This is a genomic window from Phocaeicola dorei (genome assembly GCF_013009555.1).
GTDB classification, from domain to species: domain Bacteria; phylum Bacteroidota; class Bacteroidia; order Bacteroidales; family Bacteroidaceae; genus Phocaeicola; species Phocaeicola dorei.
Map to the genome: position 1 here is coordinate 865780 of NZ_CP046176.1, position 26626 is coordinate 892405.

Genomic DNA, 26626 nt, shown 5'->3' on the forward strand with positions numbered 1-26626 from the left:
AAAAAGTAAGTTAGCTTGCTAACTTACTTTTTTTCTTATGCTTCTGCCGTCCACCCATTCTAATCTTATTTCAAAACCATCTTCAGCCGTGCCATAAAAATAGCGGCCTGAAACGGATGGATATTCAATTATAAATGTATAACCATCTGAATAATATAGATATAACCAACCGTTTTGAATTTCCCAGTCAAACTTATATACCCTATAAAGTTCATCATCATAGTAACAGCGTTCTTCCGTACCTACACCATGATCCGGGAAAGCACCTGAGGTGAATGTAATATAACTGTAAAGCCGTTCTCCGTATGGGTCCTCAAATCCCATTTCGCCCCACCAAGTCTTACCGTATAATCCTGAAATATCAAATCCTCTTTCTTCATCGCTTTCACATGAAGAAAAACTTATCATTGTAATCAATGCAATGGCAATGAACCAGTAATGTTTTACTATTTTCATAATTTATCTGATTTTTAATGCGGGACAAAGATAAAGGTTATTCATAAGATAAAATAAATTATAGGCTGAAAAAATGGGTAAAGGATGTTTTTTGTCTATCTTTGCTATCTAAAAAGCATAAAATAATTGTATGAAACATATTATACTGATAGTAAGTTTGTTAATGGGAGTGACTTTGGGAGTACAGGCACAACCCAAAGCATTATTTGATAAGACAACGCATGAATTTGGAACTATTTTATGGAAAAATCCGGTGACGGCTACCTTTAAAATCACTAATAAAGGAGATAAACCTTTAGTGATATCTAATGTGACAACTTCTTGTGGCTGCACGGTTGCTGATTGGACCAAAGAACCGATTGCCCCGGGAAAGACCGGGAGTGTCAGTTCTACTTTTGACGCCAAAGCCATCGGACGTTTTCAGAAGAGCGTAGGCATTTATTGCAATGCCTCCAATAAACCTATCTATCTGGCTATTCGGGGAGAAGTGACTGCCGATCCTAAAAACTATACTTTCACTCATCCTTTTCAGATTGGAGCTATCCGTTTGAATAAGGAGGAAATAGAATTTGAAGATGCTAATAAAGGGGATAAACCAACTATGGAACTGTTGGTTGCCAATACGTCAGATAGGTTATACACCCCTGTGTTGATGCATTTGCCTCCTTACCTCAGTGCTGTTGCCATTCCGGAAAAACTGGGAAGAGGACGTACAGGTAAAATCAAGATAACTCTTGATACGGAAAAGTTACCTAAACTGGGTTTGACAACGGCGTCTGTTTATCTTTCCCGTTTCCTGGGAGATAAGGTGGGAGAAGAAAATGAAATTCCGGTTTCTGCCGTATTGTTGCCGGATTTCTCACATATCAGTCAGCAGGAACGCTTGAATCCGCCTGCCATTCATCTTTCTGCCGAAGAGTTGCAGATGGGAGAACTGGAAAGTGATGAAAAGAAAGCACATACGATTATTATTAAAAATGTAGGAAAATCTAATCTGGAAATTCGTGATTTGCAGGTGTTCAATTCTGCTTTGGGGGTCCAGTTGAAGAAACGTGTCTTGAAACCGGGTGCGTCTACCAAGTTGAAGATTACTGCTTTCGGTCAAAATTTGAAGAAAGTAAAGGGTACTCCACGTGTCCTGATGATAACCAATGATCCTAACAATCCGAAGATAATTATTAAAGTAAAAGTAACCTCAAAAAAATAGCTATGGAACATCCTGAAAATAGTGAAGAATATAAGGGATTGACAGTGAACAAAGGTATTGAGCAACCATCTATTGTGAATCCTTATTTGAAACTACGTAAAAAACCTCGTCGTCGTGAGTTTTCCGTAGGTGAATATGTAGAAGGCATCGTAAAAGGTGATGTGACCGTATTGAGTCAGGCGGTTACTTTAGTGGAGAGTGTAAAACCGGAACATCAGGCTATTGCCCAGGAAGTGATAGAGAAGTGTCTGCCTTATTCCGGAAATTCTATGCGAATCGGTATCAGTGGTGTGCCCGGTGCCGGCAAGAGTACATCTATTGATGTATTTGGATTGCATGTGCTTGAGAAGGGAGGAAAATTAGCTGTTTTAGCTATTGATCCCAGTAGTGAGCGTTCTAAAGGCAGTATTTTGGGAGATAAGACCCGCATGGAGAAACTATCTGTCCATCCGAAGTCTTTTATACGGCCTAGTCCGTCAGCAGGTTCGTTGGGAGGAGTAGCTCGTAAGACTCGTGAAACGATCATACTTTGTGAGGCGGCGGGCTTTGATAAGATTTTTGTTGAAACGGTTGGAGTAGGGCAGAGCGAAACAGCAGTGCATTCTATGGTGGATTTCTTTTTGCTGATCCAACTGGCCGGTACTGGTGATGAATTGCAGGGGATTAAGAGAGGTATCATGGAAATGGCGGATGGAATCGTTATCAATAAAGCTGACGGCAGCAATATTGAGAAAGCAAAACTGGCTGCCAGTCATTTCCGTAATGCTTTACATTTGTTTCCTGCTCCTGATTCGGGCTGGAGTCCTAAAGTAATGACGTATTCCGGCTTTTATGGTATTGGAATTAAAGAAATCTGGGATATGATCTATGAATACTTCGCTTTTGTGAAAGCGAATGGGTATTTTGAATATCGCAGAAATGAACAGGCTAAGTATTGGATGTATGAGTCTATCAACGAGCATCTGCGTGATAGTTTCTATAATAATGAAAAGATAATTTCTATGTTGGCTGCAAAAGAGGAAGAGGTGCTGAATGGCAAACTGACTTCGTTTGTTGCTGCCAAAAAGTTATTGGATGCTTATTTCTCAACCTTGAAATAAGGTTTTCCTACTACTACAGGTAACATAAAAAACGCAGATTTAATGAATAATTATAATCTGCGTTTTTTGTGTACCTGTGGTGGATAAAAATTAGATAGAAAGTTCATGAAGTACGTTCACCAATTCTCTGTCTATAGGCTTGTCGTTCTTTATAGCTTTAGCGAAAGGTACATAAACAATCTTATCATCATCAATACCAATCATTACATTACGTTGTCCTTCCAATAGTGCTTGGATGCTAGCCACTCCCATACGGCTGGCAATAATTCGGTCATGCGCTGTGGGGCGTCCGCCACGTTGCAAATGTCCTAATATCGTTACACGCACATCGTATTGCGGATATTCGTTCTTCACACGTTCGGCATAGTGCATTGCACCCCCGGTCAGTTCGCTTTCGGCTACTAATACGATACTACTGCTCTTGGATTTGCGGAAACCATGTTCGATGAATTCTTCCAATTGGTCAACTTCTGTGCTGAATTCCGGAATAATAGCTGCTTCTGCACCTGCGGCAATAGCACCGTTCAATGCCAAGAAGCCTGCATCACGTCCCATTACTTCAACAAAAAATAAACGTTCGTGAGAAGTTGCCGTATCACGGATTTTATCTACTGCATCTAAAATTGTGTTCAAAGCTGTATCATAGCCGATGGTGGTGTCGGTTCCATACAGGTCGTTGTCAATCGTTCCGGGCAGACCGATACAAGGAACATCAAATTCTTGTGCGAAAATACGTGCACCAGTCAAAGAACCATCACCACCTATAATGACTAAAGCGTCGATTTCATGCTTCTTCATGTTTTCGTAAGCTTGTGCCCGTCCTTCGGGTGTCGTGAATTCTTTGCAACGGGCGGTCTTCAGAATGGTACCTCCCATTTGTATGATGTTACTAACATTTTGGCTTTTGAATTCCTGAATTTCATCTGTTACCAATCCTTTGTATCCTCTATAAATGCCATATACTTTCAAGCCGTTATAGATGGCAGAACGTGTGACTGCACGAATGGCAGCGTTCATTCCCGGAGCATCTCCTCCAGAGGTTAAAATACCAATGCTTTTAATCGTTCCCATAAATACCCATTTTAATATTTTTATGTCGCAAAGTTAACAAATTATCAGTTGGACAACGATAATTTTCTATTTTTTATTGGTCTATTTTTCGTTTAAGATTGCTTTTTTACATTCTTCCATCAACCATTTGGGGGTGGAAGTTGCTCCACAAATGCCGATGGAACGGACGTTCTCGAGCAAGTTCCGGTCTATTTCTTCCGGCTGGTCAATGAGGTATGAATTCGGATTAATCTTTTTGCATTCTTGATATAAGATCTTTCCGTTTGAACTTTTTCGTCCGCAGACAAAAAAGATCAGATCATGCGCTGCTGCAAATTTGCGGATGTTAGGCATCCGGTTGGCCACTTGCCGGCAGATTGTGTCGTAAAATTCAAAAGTGGCATCGGGTGAAATGTGTTCCTTGATATATTCTATGATTTGCCAGAATTCTTCCAGAGATTTGGTTGTCTGGGAGTACAAGCGTATGTCTTTAGTGAAGTCTAAATGAGCAGCTTCAGCAGGTGTTTCTATGACAATTGCTTTTCCATGAGTTTGGCCTACCAGCCCCAGTACTTCGGCATGACCGTTTTTGCCATAAATCACGATTTGTGTGTCTTGACTTGCCGGAACATTATCATACTCCTGTTTGATGCGCTTTTGAAGACGTAATACTACTGGACAGGTGGCGTCAATGATCTCGATGTTGTTGGTACGAGCTATAGCGTATGTTTCAGGAGGTTCTCCATGTGCACGTAACAGTACTTTGGCATCGTGTAATTGGGCAAACTCTTCGTGGTTGATTGTGATAAGCCCCATTTTTTTTAGTCGTTCACATTCCTGTCCGTTGTGTACAATGTCTCCCAGGCAATAAAGAGTGTTTCCTTTTGCCAGTTCTTCTTCTGCTTTACGGATGGCCGTAGTGACTCCAAAGCAGAACCCAGATCCTTCGTCTATCTCTATGTTAACCATTTATAGCTGCTTGAAATTTTTCGGTCAGCCACTCTTTCTGTTCGGCAATGCTCATGTGGCTGTTGTCTAATAAGATAGCGTCATCCGCTTGTCGTAACGGACCGACTTCACGGGTTTGGTCTATACGGTCACGTTCTTCCACATTTTCCAGGATTTTTTCATAAGAGGCCTCTTGCCCTTTACTCCTCAATTCATCATAACGGCGCTGTGCACGTATGGCAGCCGAGGCGGTTACAAATATTTTCAGTTCGGCATCGGGGAAAACAACGGTTCCAATGTCCCTTCCGTCCATGACAATTCCTTTGGCCTTTCCCATTTCCTGTTGTTGTTTTACCAAAGCCTCACGTACAAAGCCCAAGGCGGCGATAGGGCTTACATGAGAAGAAACCTCCATGCTGCGGATGGCATCCTCTACATTTGTATCGTTCAGAAAAGTCATGGGACGTTGTGTTTCCGGATTCAACCGGAATGAAATATGTATATCGGGCATTGCTGTTTTTAACGCTTCGGTGTCGATACCTTTTTCCGAAAAGAACCCTTTCTGTAGACTATATAATGTAACAGCACGATACATGGCACCGCTATCAATATAGATATATCCTATTTCACGTGCCAAGTCTTTGGCCATAGTGCTTTTTCCACATGATGAATAACCGTCAATGGCAATAGTTATTTTCTTCATATATAATTAATGTATAGGTGACTATTAAAAACGCTTCAAAGATAGATAAAAGTTGGGTGTATGTCTATGAAATCGGATGAAAATAAAATGAATTAGCATATTTTTCATGTGAAAATACTTTTTATTTAAAAGATTTGTGTTACATTTGCCCTCAGTGAGAAACACTTAATTTTTAAAACACAATTTATGGAAGTTAAAAAATCGCCTAAAGCAGATCTCGAAGGTAAAAAGAGTACCTGGCTGCTTATCGGTTATGTGTTTATCCTTGCTCTCATGTTTGTAGCTTTCGAATGGACTGATCGCGACAAGCAAGTGACTACGGATACAGGTATAACTGATGTCGTATTTGAAGAAGAAATTATCCCTATTACGGAACAGGAACAAAAACAAGCTCCTCCTCCTCCCGAAGCTCCTAAAGTAGAAGAAGTGCTTCAGATCGTTGAAAACGATGCTAAAGTAGAAGAAACGACTATTCAGGCTTCAGAAGAAACCGGTCAGGCAGTAGAAGTTAAATACGTTCCGGTTGAAGTTGAAGAAGAAGAACCCGAAGAACAACAAATTTTCCAAGTAGTAGAAGAAATGCCTGAATTCCCTGGGGGTATGGCTGAATGTTTGAAATTCTTAGGTAAGAATATTAAATATCCCACTATTTCTCAGGAAAATGGTGTACAAGGTAAGGTTATCGTTCAGTTTGTCGTTAATAAGGACGGTTCTATCGTTGACCCGGTGGTTGTACGTAGTGTAGACCCCTACTTGGATAAGGAAGCTCTCCGCGTAATCAAGACCATGCCGAAATGGAAACCTGGAAAACAACGTGGTAAGGCTGTACGTGTGAAATATACAGTGCCTGTAACTTTCAAATTACAGTAATAAAAATACTTCAATATCTTAATTGAGAGGCTGCTTTGAGGCAGCCTCTTTTTCTAATAATCCCTTAATTAAAACAATCTTATGGCTTTTTCTGCAGAACAATTATTAGATAAGGTAAATACCTACCTTGCTACAATGCCCTATATGCGTGAACCGAAAGGGTTATATGCTCCTATAGAATATGTCCTTTCATTAGGTGGCAAACGTATACGTCCTGTCTTGATGTTGCTGTCTTATCAGCTTTATAAAGAAAATGTGGATGATATTTTATCACAGGCGGCAGGTATAGAAACTTATCATAATTATACATTGTTGCATGATGATTTGATGGATCGTGCGGATATGCGCAGAAATAAGCCTACAGTGCATAAGGTTTGGGATGAAAATACGGCTATTCTTTCAGGAGACGCCATGTTGGTATTGGCTTATCGGCTGATGAATAATTGTCCGGATAGCTATTTAAAGCAAGTAATGGATATTTTCAGTCAGACAGCTTTGGAAATTTGTGAGGGGCAGCAGTGGGATATGGAATTTGAGACACGTAGTGATGTTACCGTATCTGAATATATTGAGATGATTCGTTTGAAGACATCGGTACTTTTGTCTGCCGCTTTAAAAATTGGTGCGGTGTTAGGGGATGCTTCGGAAGAGGATGCACAAAAATTATACGATTTCGGTATTAAAATGGGATTAGCATTTCAATTACAGGATGATTTTCTGGATGTATATGGGAATCCGAAAGTATTTGGAAAGAATATTGGAGGGGATATCTTGTGTAATAAAAAAACGTTTATGCTGATTAATGCCTTAACTTTGGCCGACGGACATCAACGGAAAGAATTGGAAAAATGGATTTCATCTACTGATTTCTATCCGGAGGAAAAGATAAAGGCTGTGACAGAACTTTATGATAAGATTGGCATCGGCAGGATTTGTGAAGAGAAAATTAATGCTTATTATGCTGAAGGACTTTCTTTATTGGAAAGTATAGCTATGCCTTCCGGGAAAAAAGAAGAGTTGAAATCTTTTGTTTGTCATTTAATGAATAGGAAAGTGTGATATGATTGATACACATTCTCATTTGTTTGCCGAAGAATTTACGGAAGATTTGCCGGCGGTGATAGAACGTGCCAAGGCTGCTGGAGTTTCTAAAGTTCTCATGCCTAATATTGATGATACTACTATAGAGGCGATGCTGAGTGTTTGCACGGCATATCAGGGATATTGTTTTCCAATGATCGGATTTCATCCTACTTCTGTTGATGCAGATTCATTGTTCCGTATTCATGAAATGAAAAAAATATTCTCCGATGGGCATCCTTTTATTGCTATAGGGGAGGTGGGGATGGATTTGTATTGGGATAAAACCTATTTGAAAGAACAGCAGAAAGCATTGGATATACAGGTTCAGTGGGCATTAGAATATCATTTGCCTTTGGTGCTGCATTGTCGTGAAGCTTTTCCTGAGTTGTTTGAAGTGATGGAGCCTTACAAAACGACTGAGTTAAGTGGGGTCTTCCATAGTTTTACGGGAACTTTAGAAGAGGCTGAGAAGGTGTTGGAGTATTCGCGTTTTGTCTTTGGAATAAATGGAGTTGTTACATTCAAGAAGAGTAGTTTGCCCGAAATTTTGACGCATCTGCCTTTGGATAGAATTGTCCTTGAAACAGACTCTCCTTATTTGGCTCCAGTGCCTTTTAGGGGAAGACGGAACGAGTCTTCTTATATAAAGAATGTAGCTATGAAACTTGCTGAAATCTATGCTGTGGATTTTGAATACATAGACAGAATCACGACCAATAATGCTTTAAAAGTGTTCAAAATGGCTGAATAAGTTTTTAAAGTTTATTAATTTTGATGAGTAATTCCAATAATGACAGGGTTAATTCTACGTAAGACGAAAAAAAAGAATACATTTGTAGCTGAAATCGCTTGCAATTCCCGATTTTCTTTGTAATTTGCACCCGATTTTAAAAAAGATAGTATTGTGTAGCCCGAAATAAGGAGAGATGCTCGAGTGGTTGAAGAGGCACGCCTGGAAAGCGTGTAAACGCCAAAAGTGTTTCGCGGGTTCGAATCCCGCTCTCTCCGCTGTTGTTATGGAAAACGTAAAAGCAGGAAAACAATTAAAACAAATAAATAACAATTAATTAATTAATCTTAAAAAATTAGACACACAATGAAAAAGTTATTTGCAATTCTTGCAGTGATGGGAGTCCTTACTTTAGGATCAGTTCAGCCTATTATGGCTCAAGACGCAGCTCCGGCTCAAACAGAACAGACTACTGAAGCAGCAGTGGTTGAAGAAGGTGGTGGTCTTCACAAAGAGTTAAAAACTAAGTTCATCGAAGGTGATGCTGGTTTTATGTCTCTGGTAGCAATAGCACTAGTTTTAGGTTTGGCTTTCTGCATTGAACGTATTATTTATTTGAGCTTGGCAGAAGTTAATACAAAGAAGTTGATGACTAGCATCGAGGCTGCTTTGGAAAAAGGTGATGTAGAAGCTGCAAAAACCGTATGTCGTAATACTCGCGGTCCTGTTGCTTCTATTTGTTATCAGGGTTTAATGAGAATTGACGATGGTGTTGATGTTGTTGAACGTTCTGTTGTTTCTTACGGTGGTGTTCAGGCTGGTTATCTTGAAAAAGGATGTTCTTGGATTACATTGTTTATTGCCATGGCTCCGTCTTTGGGATTCTTGGGTACTGTAATCGGTATGGTTATGGCGTTCGATAAAATCCAGCAGGCAGGTGATATTTCTCCGACAGTTGTAGCAGGTGGTATGAAAGTGGCTTTGATTACTACTATCTTTGGTTTGGTTGTAGCATTGATTCTGCAGGTATTCTATAACTACATCCTTTCTAAAATTGAAGCTTTGACAAGCGCTATGGAAGATTCTTCTATTACTTTGCTTGACATGATCATGAAGTACAACTTGAAATACAAAAAATAATTAGGACAATGGCTAAATTATCATATAAAATGTCCTACTATGCTTTATATGTCTGCTTTGCCGTTATTTTGGTAGTATTGGGCATGTTCTTCTTGGTAGGATATAATAATCCGGTGGGAGATATGAATGCTCCCGAACACACTGAAACATTGATATACTTAATGTATGCATTGTTTGGTGTAACTGTTGGCTTGACGGTTATTGCAGCAATTGCACAGTTTGGCGCAGCTTTAAAAGATAATCCGATGGGAGCTATAAAATCTTTACTTGGTCTCGTTTTGTTGGTTGCTGTAGTATTAATATCTTATGCTATGGGATCTGATGCAACGATTACAGCTAATGAAGCTCCTTATACGGATACTTTCTGGTTGAAGATAACAGATATGTTTATCTATTCAATTTATTTCTTACTGGGTATTGCTGCTTTAGCAACTTTGGTAAATATGACAGGTATCTTTAAGAAATAATATTATCTCATTGATATTTAACAATTAAAAAACAAAGTAAGTAAAATGGCAAGAAAGAAAAGAGCCGTACCTGGAATTAACTCCAGTTCAACAGCTGATATTGCCTTTATGTTGCTTATTTTCTTCCTGATTACAACATCAATGGATACTGACCGTGGTTTGGCGAGACGTCTTCCGCCTCCTCCCGAAAACAAGGATCAGAAACAAGATGATATTATTGTAAAGGAACGTAATGTACTCCAGGTTCGTTTGAACAAAGATGACCAACTGATGTGTGGTCAGGACTACATTGACATTAAGCAATTAAAAGAAAAGGCAAAAGAATTTATAGTCAATCCGTATGATGATGAAAAATTGCCTGAAAAGCATAGAAAGAATATTCCTTTGCTGGGTGATTGTATGATTACGGAAAAGCATGTAATCTCTGTTCAGAATGACGTTGGTACTAGCTATAAAGCATATATTGACGTACAGAATGAATTGGTTGCTGCTTATAATGAGTTACGAGACGAGCTAGGAAAGGCTAAATTCGGCAAGACTTACGCTCAATGTGATGAAGATGAGCAAAAAGCAATTCGTGAATATTATCCGCAGAAGATTTCTGAAGCTGAACCTAAAAAGTATGGAGGTAAGTAATGGGAAAATTTAATAAAACAGGTAAACGTGGAATGCCTGAGTTGAATACCTCTTCATTGCCTGACCTTATCTTTACCATGTTGTTCTTCTTTATGATTGTGACAACCATGCGTGAGGTTACATTGAAGGTTCAATTTCAGGTTCCTCAAGGAACAGAGTTGGAAAAATTGGAAAAGAAGTCTTTGGTTTCCTTTATCTATATAGGTAAGCCGTTGCCGGAGTTCCAAAAGAAAATGGGTGCTGAAAGCCGTATTCAGTTGAACGATAAGTTTGCTGAAGTATCTGAAGTTCAGGACTACATTACTCAAGAGCGTTTGAATATGAAAGAAGAAGATCAGCCGTTTATGACCGTTTCTTTGAAAGTTGATAAGGACACAAGAATGGGTATCGTAACCGATGTTAAACAGGCACTTCGTCAGGCTTACGCTTTGAAAATTAACTATTCAGCTACTCAACGTCAGTAATAGTTATATAAGCATAGATAAAAAAGGAAGCTGTTTTTAACAGCTTCCTTTTTTATGTCTTCTATTCTATTTATTTGTTATGAACGGATTTAATCTGCTACCTATGGTATAGTAATAGTATGTACAATGGACCTTTTGAGGATAAACTCCTGCGCGAGTCAGCATTATAGTAATTGAAGAAAGATGAAGAATGAATGTTCAGATTTCTTGTCCGTAAACTTCTTTATAAAGAGTCTTTTTAACTTTCTCAAAATCACTTTCCATATCTATATCCCCATAGGTCATTAAGAGCATTGGTAGACCGTTATCTCCCTTACGGTAGGGAGGTTGCATATAGGGCTTTTTATGCAAAGTGAATTCCAAACGTTTATAGAAGTGAATACGGCGTGTGCTCATTTCATCATTAGGCTCCTCTACTTCCAATACAATTGGACCTTTTAATTGTTTTTTTATCATTTCCAGTACACGTTTTCCATAACCGCCGTTTCTGAGACTGGGATCAATAGCAAAATGTTCGATATAGTAAAAATCTCCCATTGTCCAATAACTGATCATACCAATGCTGTTACCGTTTTCTAAAATAATGTTGTTACAGAACCGGAGATTATTATCAGAATATTCTCTCTGTTGTACAGTATCACGACGTTCTTCTTGAGGGAATGCCGTATGCATTAATTTTTCTACAAAGGTATAGTTTACCTCATCTTGTGTTTTTACTTGTTTAATTTCAATCATTTTATCTGTCTTTGTTTAGTCTTAAGTATAAACCTATTTTGCGGTATAAAAGTTTATTAGTCTTTCTAATGCACGTTGGCATACCGGGCAGAATGCAGGTGCTTCGTTTATCTTCATTCTGCATTCGGTAGTAGGGCGATAAAGTCCTTTTTGCGTATAGCCTGCTCCTTCATAGACTCCTACTTTGGTGTATAAGTCGGCATTTTCTGTAGCTACCGGAGTAGGTATGGCAGTACCTTTCGGAATCATATCTTTCCATTTACTGTCGAAATCAATTAATGTGGTGATATTCGGTTCCCAAGGTTCCACTTCATATGGATATTGCGGGCTTGGAGCTTCGGTATATGCATATTCATCTGCTAATCCTCCAAAACTATGGCCGAATTCATGAACTACAACTGGTTGAAAATCCGGATGGTGAGCTGTGGTCAGTGTATATGAGTTATAGATGCCACCTCCTCCATAGGTGTCTGTATTGGCTAGAATAATGATATGCTCGTAAGGAATTCCAGCCAACCAATTATGAATACTTTTTACCCGACTGGTAGTGAGATACCGGTCAGAATAGAAAGTGTTGAAATGTGAACTTACAGCCGTAGATTTCCATTTGCCTTGTCCCGGTATGCTGACTCCGCTGTCTTCCGAAGGGCTTGCTACAGCAACAATATTAAATTTCTCCTTCAGTTTCTTGAAAGGTTCATGACTGAACAGGGCGTCACATGCCGTCTGGGCATCTTTATAAAATATATCCATCTCTTTTTCTGTATATCCTTCTGCCATGATTGCTACATCGATACAATCTGCGGTATTTCCGCTTTGCAGAAGATAGCGATGGGGGGTAATATGGTTTGTTCCCCGTTGATGGATTAAAATATCATTGGGGACTATTTCATGTGTGAGTGAGGCATTTACTTTATGATATACATCTTTTAAAGATATGGTCACTATTGCTTCCTTTTTGGGATAAGGCAAAAGAAAAGAATTCTCGAATCCTTTTTTTATCCTATTTGCTTCTTCTTCGCTTACCCATTCTTGGAAAAGGCTTGAGAATGATGTTCGATAAATAGTTTTTCCTGTTGCCTTATCTTTCATCGTGATTTCACCGTTGCCAGCCAAGGGAAGCTCTGCTAGATGATGCTTGCGTCCAGCCCATTTCGGAAGACTTGACAGTTCGTCCAAATATATTTCTTGTTTAGTGGCATTACCAGTAAAAATATAATCTACTCGAAGCGTTTTGTCTTCGAAATAGTCATTAAAATTTTGTGCGTTTACAGCTACGCTGAATAAACTCCATAAAATAAAAATAAATGTCTTTTTCATCGTTTGCGCATTTTCTACAAAGATAGAATATTCTATTAAATTATTGGTATTTATACAATAAAAGTTATGAATCGCACGAATATTGTCGAGAAAAGTCATATCTTTGCAGAAAATTAAACTAAAAAGAATGGGACATCATCAATTAGACAGTTTGGATGAGCAGATCTTAAGGTTGATAGCCAGCAATGCTCGTATTCCGTTTCTGGAAGTAGCCCGTGCTTGCAATGTATCCGGTGCTGCCATTCATCAGCGTATTCAGAAGCTAACCAATTTGGGGATTCTTAAAGGATCTGAATATGTCATTGATCCAGAAAAGATCGGATATGAAACATGTGCATATATTGGTCTTTATCTGAAAGATCCGGAACAATTTGATTCAGTGACAGAGGCTTTAAAAGGTATTCCTGAAGTCGTAGAATGTCATTTCACTACGGGACAATATGATATGTTTATCAAGATTTATGCAAAGAACAATCATCATTTGCTTAGCATAATCCATGATAAGTTACAACCATTGGGCTTGGCTCGTTCAGAAACTATTATATCATTTAATGAGGCTATTAAGAGACAAATGCCTATTCTCGATTTAGCTGATGAAGATTAATTGTTACTTTATGCGGCTATAATTAATAAAACTATACGGGTAGAGATGTTTTTCATCTGTCGGGTGATCTTCTCTACCTGTTTCTTTCCATTCCTCTTTCTTTATTTCGGGAAAATAAGCATCAGCTTCCTTGGATGTGTCATCAATAAATGTGATATATAATTGTCTGGCTATATGCATTGCCTCTTTATACAAGCTGGCACCGCCTATAATAAATATTTCTTCTTCCTCTTTGCAGTGGGATAAAGCGATCTCTAATGAGGGGAAACATTCAGCCCCGGCGAAGGCTGCTCCTTCCCGGCGGCTTAATACAATATTCCGACGATTGGGAAGTGCTCCTTTTGGAAGTGATTCAAAGGTTTTGCGCCCCATGATAATAGTATGTCCGGTTGTTAAGGCTTTAAAACGTTTCAAATCGTTGGGAAGCCAGTATAATAATTTATTTTCAAATCCAATGCCGTGGTTGCGTGCTATTGCTACTATAATTGAAATATTCATAGTGATGAGTGATTAGTGGTGAATGTTTAGTGATATTAGTGGTAAGTGATGAATAACCTTGCGTAGCTTATTCACCATAACTACTAAACAGATACTTTACCTGCAATGTGTGGCCATGGATCATAATTCACCAATTCAAAATCTTCATATTTAAAACTGAATATATCCTTTATGTCCGGATTGATTTTCATTTGAGGTAGGGGACGAGGTTCACGGCTCAATTGAAGTTTTACTTGTTCCAAGTGGTTGGTATAGATATGTGTGTCACCTAGTGTATGAACAAAATCGCCGGTTTGTAATCCGGTAACTTGTGCTACCATTTGTAGCAACAATGCGTAGGAGGCGATATTAAAAGGTACTCCTAGGAATGTATCTGCGCTGCGTTGGTAAAGTTGTAGGCTTAAACGTCCGTTGGCAACGTAGAATTGAAAAAAAGCATGGCAAGGAGGAAGATTCATATTGTTTAAATCGGCTACATTCCATGCGCTGACAATGATGCGTCGTGAATCCGGATTATGTTTGATGGTTTCTATTGCTTCGGAAATCTGGTCAATAAAGCCTCCATTGTAATCTGGCCAGGAACGCCATTGGTAACCGTAGATATGTCCCAAATCGCCGTTTGCATCGGCCCATTCATTCCAGATGCGTACTCCGTTGTCTTGCAGGTATTTTATATTGGTGTCACCTTGCAAAAACCATAAAAGTTCGTGGATGATAGATTTTAAATGTAGTTTTTTAGTTGTGACCAAGGGGAAGCCTTCTTCCAAATTGAAGCGCATTTGATGACCAAATATACTAATGGTTCCTGTTCCGGTACGGTCCTCTTTGTGAACGCCTTCGGTTAAGATACGGTTTAACAGATCTAAATATTGTTTCATGCTCGGAAAATCATTTTATGGATTGCAAAAGTACATAAAATCTTTCTTTTTCCGAGCATGAGAATGAGTCTATTTCGTTTTTTACCATTTTAAACTGCATACACGTTGTACACCGATGATGATAAGAGCCACTGTGGCGATGATCAGTGATTGGAAATTAGTATCACTCATCAAATAATAAGTTTGGGAAGCGACTATGTCACTGATTGTCTGGCATAGAATTTCAAAGCCATTGAAAATATAGAATAATGCACAGCAGATAATGGCGCAAGTTACACTGAGTATATCCGATAACCACTTGGCTTGTTGGGGGAGGCGGCGGATAACCCGGCGTGAAAATCCATTGTCCTCAATTTCATGTTTGTAGGCAAGCATGAAATTCTTAATTAATTTATCATCGTTTTCCATCATAACCATTCTGTTTTAAGAAAGTTGTCAATTTTGTTTTTCCGCGTGATAAATGGGACTTGATTGTTCCTGCAGGCATTCCTGTAATCACTGCGATTTTTTCTATCGGAAGATCTTCCATAAAAAATAAGGTGATGCAGGTTCGCTCCACCTCTTTTAATTGGCTCAATCCCCGATATATGTCCATGTGTTCACCTACTTGCCTTTGTTCTGTTTGGTAAACAGCATCTATTTCCCAAGTTTCCAGTCCGGACGTTTCTTTTTTGCTGCGAATATAGTCATAAAATATATTATAAGCAATACGGTAAAGCCATGTGGAAAAACTGGACAAATTTTTAAATGAAGCCAAGTTGGTGTATGCTTTTATAAAAGTTTCCTGTGCCAAGTCATCGCTGAGCTCTGTATCTCCTAATGTTTGGTGCAGGAAAAAACGCCTGATGGGCGATTGGTACTTTTTGACCAAAGTATCAAACGCCCGGGTGTTTTTAAAGACCACCACTTGTGCTACCAACGCTATGTCGTTGATTTGGCTCATTTTTATTCTTCGTTGTGGGGAGTATCTATATTGTTCTTTATGTTTTGTGTTTCTTTGGCCTCTTTGTTACGTTCCAGTTCAATATTTTCAATTTTCATTGATTTGGCTCCGTTTTCATCCTGGTTTATTCGGGTAGGAGGGAAAGGATCATCTTTTTTCTTTTTGTGTGGAGTGGTAGTATAAGCTATCAATACTTGTCCCAACCCCATACAGAAAATAAGGAATCCGATTGCTGCCAATCCTTCTTCTTCTGTCAATACCCAAAGGAATACTCCCAAACCAATGCCTAAGAATATATTCTTGATCCCCTTTGTCATTACAGCATTTCCTTGTTCTTCGGGGTCATTGAACAGTTCGGCCGGAATGGTTCGTCCTGCTGCCAGAGCTTCTGCAGCCAGTTTGTATTTGGCTTGTTTGTTCTTGTACCTGAACCAAAGTACAATAGCTACGATAAAGAAAGGGAGTCCACAACAGATGATGAGTGCGACAATTGCTACCGAAGTAGGAGGACCGCTATTCCAGTCACCGAAATCCGAACTAATGTTATGCATGGCAGCATTCTGATCCTCATCTACATCTTGCAGGTCGCTTATAACGACTGTATCCATCCGGGTGCTGTCAAGGGCGGAAGGTACTAATTTGATTGTTTTGGCATGGGTTGCGAAGCAAGTCCCTATGAGTAAGGCCAAAATAAAAAGTAACTGTTTCATGTTTTTATATCTTTATTATTGTTTTCTGCTAGTTAGACGGAACGAATTAGGAAATAGGTTGCAAATAGACAGAAAATTTTCAGATAATCCCAAAATATCATCGTATTTTTGTAGTATAAAAAGGAAGAAATATGAAATTACCATCAGAATTTGAAGCAAGAACCCTGGAATGGATGGGGGAAGAAACTTATCGTGCGTTGGAAGCTGCTTTACAGACAGAGCCTCCTGTCAGTATCCGTGTCAATCGTACGAAGTGGAGTGGGGAAGTTACAGGAGAACCGGTACTTTGGGCATCCGCAGGGGTCTATTTATCGCAACGACCGACTTTTACATTCGATCCGTTGTTTCATGCTGGTTGCTATTATGTGCAAGAAGCGTCTTCCATGTTTGTGGAACAGGTATTACGCACTTATATTACCGGGCCTGTGGTGATGCTCGATTTATGTGCTGCTCCCGGTGGCAAGTCTACTCATGTGCGTTCAGTTCTTCCCGTAGGTAGTTTGTTGGTGGCTAATGAGGTGATGCGTAACCGTTCTCAGGTATTGGCTGAAAATTTGATAAAGTGGGGAAATGTAGAAGTTGTGGTGACGAACAACGATCCGGCCGATTTCACTTCTTTGACAGAGGTGTTTGATGTTGTCTTGGCGGATGTGCCTTGTTCCGGTGAGGGGATGTTCCGTAAAGATCCTGTGGCTGTAGAGGAATGGAGTACGGACAATGTGCAGGTTTGTTGGCAACGTCAGCGTAGGATTTTAGCGGATATATGGCCGGCTTTGAAACCCGGTGGCCTGCTGATTTATAGTACCTGCACTTATAATAGGGAAGAAGATGAGAAAAATGTGGCTTGGATTGCTGATGAATTGGGGGCGGAGATACTGAAAGTGCCAGTGGTATCGGAATGGGGGATAATCGGAAATTTGGCGGGACAGAATTTTCCTGTTTATCGTTTTTTGCCTCATAGAGTAAAAGGAGAAGGATTTTTCTTGGCTGTATTGAGGAAGAGTGCCGCCATTTCTCATGCTGTTCCTTGCATTTGCTGTCGGGATGACAAGGAGAAAATAACGAAAAAGAAGAGGAAAGGAGAAAAAGGGAATTTGTCTCAGGTTGCTCCTTTTCCCAAAGAAGTAAAAAGTTGGTTAAAGCAGGCAGAGGATTTCCGGTTTGAGGTAAGAGGTACGAAGGTGATAGCATTCCCCAATGTTCATCTTTCGGAATATGACCTGTTCCGACAGGAATTAAAAGTTGTTCATGCGGGCGTTACTATAGGCGAGTTGAAAGGAAAAGACGTGATACCGGATCATTCGTTGGCAATGAGCACACAGCTGAATCATGATGGTTTCTCTTGTTTTGAATTGACCTATGAACAAGCTATTGCTTATTTGCGTAAAGAAGCGATCACATTGGATGCTTCTGTTCCGCGTGGCTATATACTTTTAACTTATAAAAATATTCCATTGGGATTTGCCAAGAACATTGGTAATCGGGCTAATAACCTCTATCCGCAGGAGTGGCGTATCCGAAGCGGTTATTTGCCCGAAGAACTTTCTTTTGTATGCTAAAAGGAGCCATAAATTTGTTCGGGAAGATTGTGCATATTGCTTTTCATAGACTGACGCAATGCTTCTCCGGGTACAGACTTGCTTGAATTCTATAATATACAAATTTTGTTGGCCTTGTACAAAGGAAAGTGTGGTTGTCAGAACGACTTCCTGTAGGTACACCCGTTTTTCCATTCTGAACAGCCATACGCGGTTTTTCCTTTTATAATCGTTCCTTTGCCACATAGCGGGCAGGTTTTTCCCGCCAATTCGTTATCGGATGGGATAGCGGGAGCGGACGTGGCTGAAGAAGTGTTTTTTCGTGGGGTGCCGGTCTTTTTTTTAGGCTGTTTGGCCGTAGAGGGTGTTGCAGCTTTTGTCGCTGTTTCCTCTATTGCGGTGACACGGCGGTTTGTATTATCACTTAAAACGCTGTGTACTATTTCACTCACCATCTGCTTTAATTCATTTAGAAAAGTCGTTGCATCATAGCTTTTCTTTTCTATTTCACGTAGTTTCTTTTCCCATATACCCGTTAATTCGGCAGATTTCAACAGTTCTTCGCGGATTAGTCCCACCAGTTCTATTCCGGTAGGGGTTGCAATCAAATTTTTGCGTTCTTTACGGATATAATGGCGTTTGAACAGGGTTTCAATAATGGCTGCGCGTGTAGACGGACGTCCTATTCCATTTTCTTTTAATGCATCGCGTAGCTCGTCATTATCTACCAGCTTACCGGCAGTTTCCATAGCGCGCAGTAAAGTTGCTTCTGTATATGGCCGTGGGGGCTGTGTCCACTTCTCGTCTAGTTTGGGCAGATGTGGCCCGCTTTCTCCTTTCACAAAAGCGGGTAAGGAGTGTTCTTCGTCACTTTCACGGGCTTCTGCGTCAGGATCGGTCATACCTTCAGGCAGATTGGTTTGTGGTTTGGCAAAGATAACGCGCCATCCGGGATCTAGAATCTGTTTTCCTGTGGCTTTGAACTCTATACTGTCAGCTTCGCCTATTACGGTAGTAGTGGCAAACTTACAGTCGGGATAGAATACGGCAATAAAGCGGCGCGCTACCAGATCAAATACCCGTTTCTCCATTTCTGTCAGATTTACAGGAGGTTGTCCCGTAGGAATAATGGCATGGTGATCCGTTACTTTTGAATTGTCAAATACTTTTTTGGACTTGATGAGCTTTTGTCCTGCCAACGGAGCGGTAAATGCTGTGTATGGAGTTAGTCCCGCCAATATATTGGGACATTTGGGATAGATATCATCGCTTAAGAAAGTAGTATCTACACGAGGGTAAGTAGTCACTTTCTTTTCATACAATGACTGGATAAGTTTTAGAGTTTCATCGGCTGAATAAGCAAATTTTTTATTACATTCCACCTGCAGGGAAGTCAGGTCGAAAAGACGGGGGGGGGCTTCTGTTCCTTGTTTTTTTGCTACTTCTGTCACAGTAAAAGGAACATTTTTGACACGCTCCATGAGTGCCTGTCCGGTAGCAAGATCAATGATGGGAGGAATTCCCCTGTTCTCTTCAGCCTTTTTGGCTTTCTTGGGATTCTCTTTGGCGTCGCTTTCTTCCTGAGCTAATTCCTCATCGCTTTTGCGGATGATGGCAGAGAATGTGGTTTCCCGGTATAAAGTAGCCAGCACCCAATATTGTTGCGGAGTGAAGTTTTCTATTTCTTGCTGACGCTTTACTATCAGTGCCAGAGTCGGAGTCTGCACCCGTCCTATAGATAGTATTTGTCTGTTTTGTCCGTATTTCAAGGTATAGAGCCGGGTGGCGTTCATACCCAATACCCAATCGCCGATAGCACGGCTTAATCCGGCTTCGTATAAAGGTTGGAATTCTTTTTGGTCTTTTAGTTTGTTGAATCCTTCGCGTATGGCTTCTTCAGTCAAGGATGAAATCCATAGACGTTTCACCGGGCAGTGTGCTCCTGCTTTCTGTATGACCCATCGTTGAATAAGTTCTCCTTCTTGGCCGGCATCACCGCAATTTATAATTTCATCGGCATTTTGCATCAGTCCTTCTATAATGCGAAATTGTTTTTCAATGCCCGGATCGCTGATCAGCTTAATGCCGAAACGAGGTGGGATCATGGGAAGGCTGGACAGGCTCCATGCTTTCCATGAGGGAGTGTATTCATGAGGCTCCTTCAAAGTACAGAGGTGTCCGAATGTCCAGGTAACCTGATATCCGTTTCCTTCTATATATCCGTCTTTTTTGTTTTTTGCTCCCAGTACATCCGCTATGTCACGGGCTACGGAAGGTTTTTCGGCAATACAAACTATCATATTTTTTTTCGTTTCTGTTCAAATAGGATTGCAAAGGTAATAAAAACCTCGGAAGAGATTTTGTTTTGTCTTTATTAGTTCTTCTTTTATAAGAATTTAAAAGTAGATATCGGGGGCTTCAAGGTCATTTCAGTGCAAGTGGGCTATTAGGTATGGCTTTTCTGTTATTTGCTGTTTGACGAATGTCTTTTGAACTTTTCTTTATGATTTCAGTTTCTTTTCAGAATCCTATAAGAATTTTGCATCAAAAAGATACTATAAAACAATGTGATTATGAAAAAGAATTGGATGTTATTTTTATTTTTCGCAGCTTCTGCTGCACTAACTTTTAGTGGTTGTAGTGATGATGACAATAGCGATGTTCCTGAAAACACACATTTGGTTTCAAAAGAAGTACAGGCTGCATTTAATGCAAAATATCCGCAAGCTAAAGACGTGGAATGGGAGCTGAAAGGTGATTATGCTGTAGTAGATTTTAATTGGGATGGTGGGGAGCATTCTGCATGGTTCAATCCGTTATCGGCTGCCTGGTATATGACAGAAACAGATGTTCGTTATGAAAATCTTCCCGAACCTATACTTACTGCCCATAAAGCAAGCAAATATGCTGATTGGCGGGTGGATGATGTGGATAAGTTGACTCGTGAGGGAATGGAAACTCTTTATGTCATTGAGGTAGAAAAAGGAGAGTCTGAGCTGGATTTGTTTTATTCGTCTACAGGCATATTGGTAAAAACTGTTGTAGATACCGGATACGAAGAAGATTATGATGATTATTTGCCGCAGCCTGATGCAAATGGCATTATAGCTATTGTCAAGCAGAAATATCCTAATGCGACAATTGTGGAAATAGAACGTGAGAAAGGTTTGCAGGAAGTTACTATTTTAGATGAAAACAAAGAGAAAGAGGTTTATTTCAATGAGCGGAACGAATGGATGGGAACAAGCTGGGATGTACAGGTGGCAAATTTACCGGAAGCGGTAAAAAAATCGGTTATGGAAAAATATTCAGACTATGTGATAGATGATGCTGATTATGTAGTGACACCTGATAATGAATGGTATATACTTGATTTGGAAAACAAACAGACAGGTAAAGAGTTTAAAGCAAAGGTAGATAAGGACGGTACTTGGTTATAATTTTATTATCCCATAGACTTATGCTAGGTAATCAGGTGGTTGTTTACTAGGGCCAGACAGCTTTTTTGTTCTCAAATATTATGACTTTTGTGGCAGGCAGTTGGAGTGTGGAATTTGTATTTCTGTTATACATATTTTTGTGATTTTGATGAGAGGGTAAAAGATAAATATGGAAAAATAGATTTGTATGATATATGATATTCAGTTACATTTGCATTTAGAATAAAAAATAGCATGATGGAAACAGGATTAACTTATACTTCGACTGTTGTCGTTTCAAAAGAAAATGTAGCTGCCACTATGGGTAGTGGCGATTTGAATGTGTTTGCTACTCCCGCTATGGTAGCGTTGATGGAAAATGCTGCCATGAATGCGGTGGCAGGCGGTTTGCCCGAAGGTTCTACTACAGTAGGAGCCATGATGAACACTACTCATATCAAGCCCTCGGCTGTGGGAGATACGGTTTCGGCTACTGCCGTATTAAAAGAGGTAGAAGGCAGAAAACTTACTTTTGAAGTGCGGGCACAAGATAGCAAGGGTGTGATTGGGGAAGGTACACATGTACGTTATATTGTGGACAAGGAGAAGTTTATGAGTAAATTGTCTTAATAATTATTTGAAATTATACCACAACTGAGATCTTCTGTCCTTTTGTGATTCTGAATATTGTTTATTTCGATAACGGGAGGATCAGAAAGAGGAATGAAGAATGTGCTTTAATAAAAAAATCTTTAAGGAGAGCAAAACTAATGACAATCTGGAAAACAGTGTTATTAGAGTTCTGTCCTCCTTTTTCTTATTCTTGCAGTGCTAGGATATATTCGTATAATTTCTTATAAAACGGGTGTTTTGTCAGCGTAGAGGCATCTCCTAATATAATAAGTTTCATACGTGCACGTGTAATAGCGACATTCATTCTTCGCAAATCATTCAAAAAACCGATTTGTCCGTCTTCATTGGCACGTACCAGACTGATTAAGATCACATCCCGTTCCTGTCCTTGGAAACCGTCTACCGTATTGATGGTGATGAGGTGTCGGTAAGGCTTGAAAAATGCATCCCGTTTTATCAGTTGGCGGAGATATTGTACTTGTGCTTTATAAGGAGAAATCAGTCCTACATCAATCCGTTCTTCCAAAAAACGTTCTTTTCCTATTTTATTAATGTAATGGGTCAGTTGGGAAATGGAAAGTGCCGCCTCGGCTTTATTGATACGGCCGAAACTTTCACCTACAAATTCTTCATTGCAGTTCATTCCTTCCGTATTCACCCATTCTATAGGAGTGTCGTAATCCAGAATCCCACGGTATTTTACTTCGGGAGCGGATTTCAATTCCCCTTGATAGAACCATTCCGAAGAGAAATGCATGATCTCATCATTCATTCTGTATTGAACCTTCAGCAGGGAAACAGTTTCCGGTTTGTTCTGCACAATTTCCTGCATCAAAGTCTGATCCAATCCGCCTCGTGCAGCTTCCACACATTTTATGGTAGGAGGGAGCTGGCAATGGTCTCCTGCCAGGACTATCCGGTCTGCTTTGCGGATGGCGATCCAGCAAGCGGGTTCCAATGCTTGTGCGGCTTCATCTATAAATAAAGTTCCGAATCTACGCCCTGTCAGAACCCGGTTGGCAGAGCTTACCAATGTGCAAGCTATGACACGGGCTTCACTGAACAAGGCTTCGTTGATGCGGATCTCCAGCTCGGTGGCCCGGTCTTTCAATGAATTAATTTTCAGACGTATATTTTCCCGTTCCGCTCCCTTGCGCGAACGGCTGTAGAGTTCGCGTATGGCCTTTCGGATGCTCCAAAGCTGCGGATAATCCGGATGACTTTCGAAGCGTCGTTCGTAGGTAAAGGATAACATCTTATCATTGACACGGGTAGGATTACCAATACGGAGAACGGGAATGCCCCGGTCTACCAGTTTCTCACTAATCCAGTCTACAGCCATATTGCTTTGAGCGCATACCATCACTTGGTTTTCCCGGTGTAGCGTTTCATAAATGGCTTCTACCAGCGTGGTGGTCTTTCCAGTTCCGGGAGGGCCGTGGACAATGGCCACATCTTTTGCATGCATTACTTTGTTCACAGCCTCTTCTTGTGAATTATTCAGCCACGGGAAACGAGTGAAACCAAAACTGAACGTTTGTGCTTTTAATGTGCCGTGGAAAATATCCCGTAGTTCTGCCAGACGATTGTCTTTTGCTTTAATAACTTGGCTTAAGGCTTCAAACATCAGTCGGTAACTAGTTTCATCAAAATAAAGTTGAACCCCCAACTGACGCTCGGTTGCCTGTATGCTGAGTAAAGCGTCTGCCGATGGCAGAACGATGACCATGCGGTCCTCATCCACATAATTCACAGTGGCTGTGAAATTGAAATAATGGATGTTTCCCGGGGCGTCTTGAGTGAAAAAACAAACAGGACGTCCGAATTCGAATACATGTTCTATTTCTTTGTCCTCCTGTCTTTCCACCTCTATAACCAGTTGGTTTAAAGAGTTGTAATAGCTTCTTCCTGTGCTGACAGGATACCAGCACATGCCACGTTTCACTTTGCGGTCGATGCCCATCGCTTCGGTTTGTTGCTTGAAAGTTTCTTTTTCGTAATTATATTCCATGTGAAGCAACAACTCTTTGCGTTGTAATTTGTTAATAATAGTAGAGAGGGATTTATGCTGGTTCATATTTATTCTTTTTTCTATAAGAATTGCAAAGATAATAATTATCCCTCTAAAAGCACTTTATGTTTTATTTTGTTAAACGTATTATAGATTACGCAAGAATTCAATTCTTTTTTCTATCTTGCCAAAAATAAAAAGAATCTAAAACTGTAATAATTATAAATTGTGATGGATATGGTATATGACTTGGACATGTTAAAAGCCTTTTATGCTTCTTTTGAAAAGAAGATAGGGCGGGTAAGAGCAGTGTTGCAGCGTCCGTTGACGTTGGCAGAAAAGATTCTGTACACGCATCTGTATGATGATGCACTGTTGAAGAAATACAAACGTGGTGAGGATTATGTGAATTTCCGACCCGACCGTGTGGCTATGCAGGATGCGACGGCACAGATGGCGCTGCTGCAATTTATCAATGCCGGTAAGGAGACTGTGGCTGTCCCTTCTACCGTGCATTGTGACCACTTGATCCAAGCATATAAAGGTGCCGGTCCGGATATTGCGACAGCAACAGAAAGTAACCGCGAGGTATATGACTTTCTGAGGGATGTGTCTTCGCGCTTTGGCATTGGATTCTGGAAGCCGGGTGCGGGTATCATTCATCAGGTAGTGCTGGAGAATTATGCTTTCCCCGGAGGTATGATGGTGGGTACTGATTCCCATACTCCGAATGCCGGAGGTTTGGGAATGGTGGCAATCGGAGTCGGCGGTGCTGATGCGGTGGATGTCATGACCGGTATGGAGTGGGAGCTGAAAATGCCGAAACTGATCGGAGTACATTTGAAAGGTGCGTTGAACGGATGGGCTTCTCCGAAAGATGTCATTTTAAAACTGGCTGGAATTCTGACTGTGAAAGGGGGGACGAATGCCATTATCGAATATTTTGGAGAAGGTACGGCTTCACTCTCGGCTACCGGCAAAGCGACTATTTGTAATATGGGCGCAGAGGTGGGGGCTACGACTTCTCTTTTCCCGTATGACGAACGGATGAAGGTGTATCTGGAGGCGACCGGACGTAAGGAGGTAGCTGCAATGGCCGATGCAGTGTCTGCCGATTTGCAGGCTGATGCAGAAGTGGTTGCTGATCCGTCAGCTTATTATGACCGGGTGATTGAAATTGATTTGTCCGAACTTGAACCTTATATTAATGGTCCGTTCACACCAGATGCCGCTACTCCTATTTCAGAGTTTGCCGAGAAAGTGCTGGCCCATGGTTATCCGCGCAAAATGGAAGTGGGCTTGATTGGTTCATGTACCAATTCATCTTACCAGGATTTAAGCCGTGCGGCATCTATTGCCCGACAGGTAGATGAAAAACAGTTGAGTGTGGCGGCTCCGTTGATTGTTAATCCGGGATCGGAACAGATTCGCGCTACAGCCGAACGTGACGGCATGATAGATGCTTTTCTGAAAATAGGAGCTACTATAATGGCCAATGCTTGCGGCCCTTGTATCGGACAATGGAAGCGGCACACAGATGATCCGCTCCGCAAGAACTCGATTGTGACCTCTTTCAACCGTAATTTTGCCAAACGTGCAGACGGTAATCCGAATACACATGCGTTTGTAGCTTCTCCCGAAGTGGTGCTGGCCCTGACCATTGCAGGTGATTTGTGTTTCAATCCGTTGAAGGATGCTTTGATCAATCAGGAGGGTGAGAAGGTGAAACTGAGAGTTCCGGAAGGGGATGAATTGCCGTCGACCGGTTTTACTCAGGGAAATCCTGGTTATTTGGCTCCTGCCGGTGCACAGGTGGAAATTAAGGTGAATCCCGAATCACAACGTTTGCAGTTATTGGCTCCGTTCCCGGCATGGGATGGAAAGGATTTTACGGATATGCCTTTACTGATTAAGGCTCAAGGTAAATGTACCACAGATCATATTTCAATGGCAGGTCCGTGGTTGCGTTTCCGTGGTCATCTGGAAAATATTTCGGATAATATGCTGATGGGGGCGGTGAACGCTTTCAATGGTGAAACGAACAAGGTGTGGAACCGTTTGACAAATACGTATGAGGGTGTGTCGGGTACAGCCAAGCAATATAAGGCTGAAGGTATCAGCTCCATTGTTGTTGCAGAAGAAAATTATGGTGAAGGTTCCAGTCGTGAACATGCCGCTATGGAGCCTCGTTTCCTGAATGTAAAGGTTATTTTAGCGAAGAGTTTCGCCCGCATCCACGAAACGAATCTGAAGAAGCAGGGAATGCTTGCGGTGACCTTTATAGACAAGGCGGACTACGACAAGATTCAAGAACATGATTTGATTACCGTCAGCGGATTGGCGGACTTTGCCCCCGGCAGGAATCTGACTGTGACTTTACACCATGAAGATGGCACTCAGGATAGTTTTGAAGTGCAACATACCTATAACGAACAGCAGATAGGTTGGTTCCGTGCCGGCTCTGCTCTAAATGCAAGATAAAA

Annotated in this window: 27 protein-coding genes and 1 tRNA gene; 15 read left to right on the forward strand and 13 right to left on the reverse strand. The window is 40.7% G+C overall.

Features of this window, described 5'->3' with window-relative positions:
* Positions 1-18: 18 nt before the first annotated feature.
* Positions 19-456 carry a hypothetical protein gene (locus tag GKD17_RS03320; RefSeq protein ID WP_007836243.1) on the reverse strand — a complete coding sequence of 146 codons (438 nt, stop codon included), beginning with the start codon at positions 454-456 and terminating at the stop codon, positions 19-21.
* 130 nt (positions 457-586) lie between these two features.
* Between GKD17_RS03320 and GKD17_RS03325 the strand changes: the two genes are divergently transcribed.
* Both GKD17_RS03325 and meaB read left to right on the forward strand, forming a co-directional pair.
* The gene (locus tag GKD17_RS03325) at positions 587-1663 is read left to right on the forward strand and encodes a DUF1573 domain-containing protein (RefSeq protein WP_007836241.1); all 1077 of its coding nucleotides are present in this window, start codon (positions 587-589) and stop codon (positions 1661-1663) included.
* A 2-nt stretch (positions 1664-1665) separates the two neighbouring features.
* The gene (gene meaB / locus GKD17_RS03330; protein WP_005845843.1) at positions 1666-2763 is read left to right on the forward strand and encodes a methylmalonyl Co-A mutase-associated GTPase MeaB; all 1098 of its coding nucleotides are present in this window, start codon (positions 1666-1668) and stop codon (positions 2761-2763) included.
* Positions 2764-2853: 90 nt separating this feature from the next.
* On the opposite strand, the gene pfkA is transcribed toward meaB, so the two are convergent.
* The 3 genes from pfkA to cmk form a co-directional block, all read right to left on the reverse strand.
* The gene (gene pfkA / locus GKD17_RS03335; RefSeq protein WP_005845845.1) at positions 2854-3834 is read right to left on the reverse strand and encodes a 6-phosphofructokinase; all 981 of its coding nucleotides are present in this window, start codon (positions 3832-3834) and stop codon (positions 2854-2856) included.
* Positions 3835-3915: 81 nt separating this feature from the next.
* On the reverse strand, positions 3916-4782 hold the full coding sequence (locus tag GKD17_RS03340; RefSeq protein WP_007836238.1) for a 4-hydroxy-3-methylbut-2-enyl diphosphate reductase: 867 nt from the start codon (positions 4780-4782) through the stop codon (positions 3916-3918).
* Positions 4775-5464, reverse strand: coding sequence for a (d)CMP kinase (gene cmk / locus GKD17_RS03345; protein ID WP_007836237.1), 690 nt, complete (start codon positions 5462-5464; stop codon positions 4775-4777). Before cmk ends, GKD17_RS03340 begins: the two co-directional genes overlap by 8 nt.
* Positions 5465-5650: 186 nt before the next feature.
* Between cmk and GKD17_RS03350 the strand changes: the two genes are divergently transcribed.
* The 8 genes from GKD17_RS03350 (at position 5651) to GKD17_RS03385 (ending at position 10854) form a co-directional block, all read left to right on the forward strand.
* The gene (locus GKD17_RS03350; RefSeq protein WP_007836236.1) at positions 5651-6334 is read left to right on the forward strand and encodes an energy transducer TonB; all 684 of its coding nucleotides are present in this window, start codon (positions 5651-5653) and stop codon (positions 6332-6334) included.
* Between the two features lie 81 nt (positions 6335-6415).
* Positions 6416-7393 (forward strand): polyprenyl synthetase family protein, encoded by a 978-nt coding sequence (locus tag GKD17_RS03355; protein WP_007836235.1) that lies wholly within the window; start codon positions 6416-6418, stop codon positions 7391-7393.
* 1 nt (position 7394) lies between these two features.
* Entirely contained in the window at positions 7395-8168 is a 774-nt protein-coding gene (locus GKD17_RS03360; RefSeq protein ID WP_007836234.1) for a TatD family hydrolase, read from the forward strand.
* Positions 8169-8337: 169 nt separating this feature from the next.
* Positions 8338-8425, forward strand: a tRNA-Ser gene (locus GKD17_RS03365).
* 88 nt (positions 8426-8513) lie between these two features.
* Entirely contained in the window at positions 8514-9287 is a 774-nt protein-coding gene (locus GKD17_RS03370) for a MotA/TolQ/ExbB proton channel family protein (protein ID WP_007836226.1), read from the forward strand.
* Positions 9288-9295: 8 nt separating this feature from the next.
* Positions 9296-9754 carry a hypothetical protein gene (locus GKD17_RS03375; RefSeq protein WP_007836225.1) on the forward strand — a complete coding sequence of 153 codons (459 nt, stop codon included), beginning with the start codon at positions 9296-9298 and terminating at the stop codon, positions 9752-9754.
* Positions 9755-9799: 45 nt separating this feature from the next.
* A complete protein-coding gene (locus tag GKD17_RS03380; RefSeq protein ID WP_007836224.1) occupies positions 9800-10390 on the forward strand; it encodes an ExbD/TolR family protein in 591 nt (196 codons plus the stop codon).
* Complete coding sequence (locus tag GKD17_RS03385; protein WP_007836223.1) at positions 10390-10854, forward strand: ExbD/TolR family protein; 465 nt, start codon at positions 10390-10392, stop codon at positions 10852-10854. Before GKD17_RS03380 ends, GKD17_RS03385 begins: the two co-directional genes overlap by 1 nt.
* A 198-nt stretch (positions 10855-11052) precedes the next feature.
* Here the strand turns inward: GKD17_RS03385 and GKD17_RS03390 are convergent, their stop codons facing one another.
* Together GKD17_RS03390 and GKD17_RS03395 are read right to left on the reverse strand one after the other, a co-directional pair.
* The gene (locus GKD17_RS03390) at positions 11053-11589 is read right to left on the reverse strand and encodes a GNAT family N-acetyltransferase (protein WP_007836222.1); all 537 of its coding nucleotides are present in this window, start codon (positions 11587-11589) and stop codon (positions 11053-11055) included.
* Between the two features lie 33 nt (positions 11590-11622).
* On the reverse strand, positions 11623-12909 hold the full coding sequence (locus GKD17_RS03395; protein ID WP_008656274.1) for an IgA Peptidase M64: 1287 nt from the start codon (positions 12907-12909) through the stop codon (positions 11623-11625).
* Between the two features lie 127 nt (positions 12910-13036).
* On the opposite strand from GKD17_RS03395, the gene GKD17_RS03400 reads away from it, so the two are divergent.
* A complete protein-coding gene (locus GKD17_RS03400) occupies positions 13037-13513 on the forward strand; it encodes an Lrp/AsnC family transcriptional regulator (RefSeq protein WP_007836220.1) in 477 nt (158 codons plus the stop codon).
* Between the two features lie 3 nt (positions 13514-13516).
* Here GKD17_RS03400 and GKD17_RS03405 read toward each other — a convergent pair whose 3' ends face one another.
* The 5 genes from GKD17_RS03405 to GKD17_RS03425 form a co-directional block, all read right to left on the reverse strand.
* Positions 13517-14011: a dihydrofolate reductase gene (locus GKD17_RS03405; RefSeq protein ID WP_007836218.1), complete on the reverse strand. Its 495-nt coding sequence runs from the start codon at positions 14009-14011 to the stop codon at positions 13517-13519.
* An 83-nt stretch (positions 14012-14094) separates the two neighbouring features.
* Positions 14095-14889 (reverse strand): thymidylate synthase, encoded by a 795-nt coding sequence (locus GKD17_RS03410; protein ID WP_007836216.1) that lies wholly within the window; start codon positions 14887-14889, stop codon positions 14095-14097.
* An 81-nt stretch (positions 14890-14970) separates the two neighbouring features.
* On the reverse strand, positions 14971-15300 hold the full coding sequence (locus GKD17_RS03415) for a DUF5056 domain-containing protein (RefSeq protein WP_032936373.1): 330 nt from the start codon (positions 15298-15300) through the stop codon (positions 14971-14973).
* Positions 15284-15832, reverse strand: a complete 549-nt coding sequence (locus GKD17_RS03420; protein ID WP_005845869.1) for an RNA polymerase sigma factor — start codon at positions 15830-15832, stop codon at positions 15284-15286. The genes GKD17_RS03415 and GKD17_RS03420 overlap by 17 nt, the downstream gene beginning before the upstream one ends.
* A 2-nt stretch (positions 15833-15834) precedes the next feature.
* Complete coding sequence (locus tag GKD17_RS03425) at positions 15835-16542, reverse strand: DUF6249 domain-containing protein (protein ID WP_007836212.1); 708 nt, start codon at positions 16540-16542, stop codon at positions 15835-15837.
* A gap of 131 nt (positions 16543-16673) precedes the next feature.
* Between GKD17_RS03425 and GKD17_RS03430 the strand changes: the two genes are divergently transcribed.
* Complete coding sequence (locus tag GKD17_RS03430) at positions 16674-18101, forward strand: methyltransferase RsmF C-terminal domain-like protein (RefSeq protein WP_007836211.1); 1428 nt, start codon at positions 16674-16676, stop codon at positions 18099-18101.
* 137 nt (positions 18102-18238) lie between these two features.
* Here the strand turns inward: GKD17_RS03430 and GKD17_RS03435 are convergent, their stop codons facing one another.
* Complete coding sequence (locus GKD17_RS03435) at positions 18239-20380, reverse strand: DNA topoisomerase 3 (RefSeq protein ID WP_007836205.1); 2142 nt, start codon at positions 20378-20380, stop codon at positions 18239-18241.
* Between the two features lie 273 nt (positions 20381-20653).
* On the opposite strand from GKD17_RS03435, the gene GKD17_RS03440 reads away from it, so the two are divergent.
* Positions 20654-21520, forward strand: a complete 867-nt coding sequence (locus tag GKD17_RS03440; RefSeq protein ID WP_007836200.1) for a PepSY-like domain-containing protein — start codon at positions 20654-20656, stop codon at positions 21518-21520.
* A gap of 234 nt (positions 21521-21754) precedes the next feature.
* Positions 21755-22129 (forward strand): thioesterase family protein, encoded by a 375-nt coding sequence (locus GKD17_RS03445; protein WP_007836198.1) that lies wholly within the window; start codon positions 21755-21757, stop codon positions 22127-22129.
* Positions 22130-22316: 187 nt separating this feature from the next.
* Here the strand turns inward: GKD17_RS03445 and GKD17_RS03450 are convergent, their stop codons facing one another.
* The gene (locus GKD17_RS03450) at positions 22317-24209 is read right to left on the reverse strand and encodes an AAA domain-containing protein (RefSeq protein ID WP_007836196.1); all 1893 of its coding nucleotides are present in this window, start codon (positions 24207-24209) and stop codon (positions 22317-22319) included.
* Positions 24210-24380: 171 nt separating this feature from the next.
* On the opposite strand from GKD17_RS03450, the gene GKD17_RS03455 reads away from it, so the two are divergent.
* Positions 24381-26624: an aconitate hydratase gene (locus tag GKD17_RS03455; RefSeq protein ID WP_032936420.1), complete on the forward strand. Its 2244-nt coding sequence runs from the start codon at positions 24381-24383 to the stop codon at positions 26622-26624.
* Positions 26625-26626: the final 2 nt, after the last annotated feature.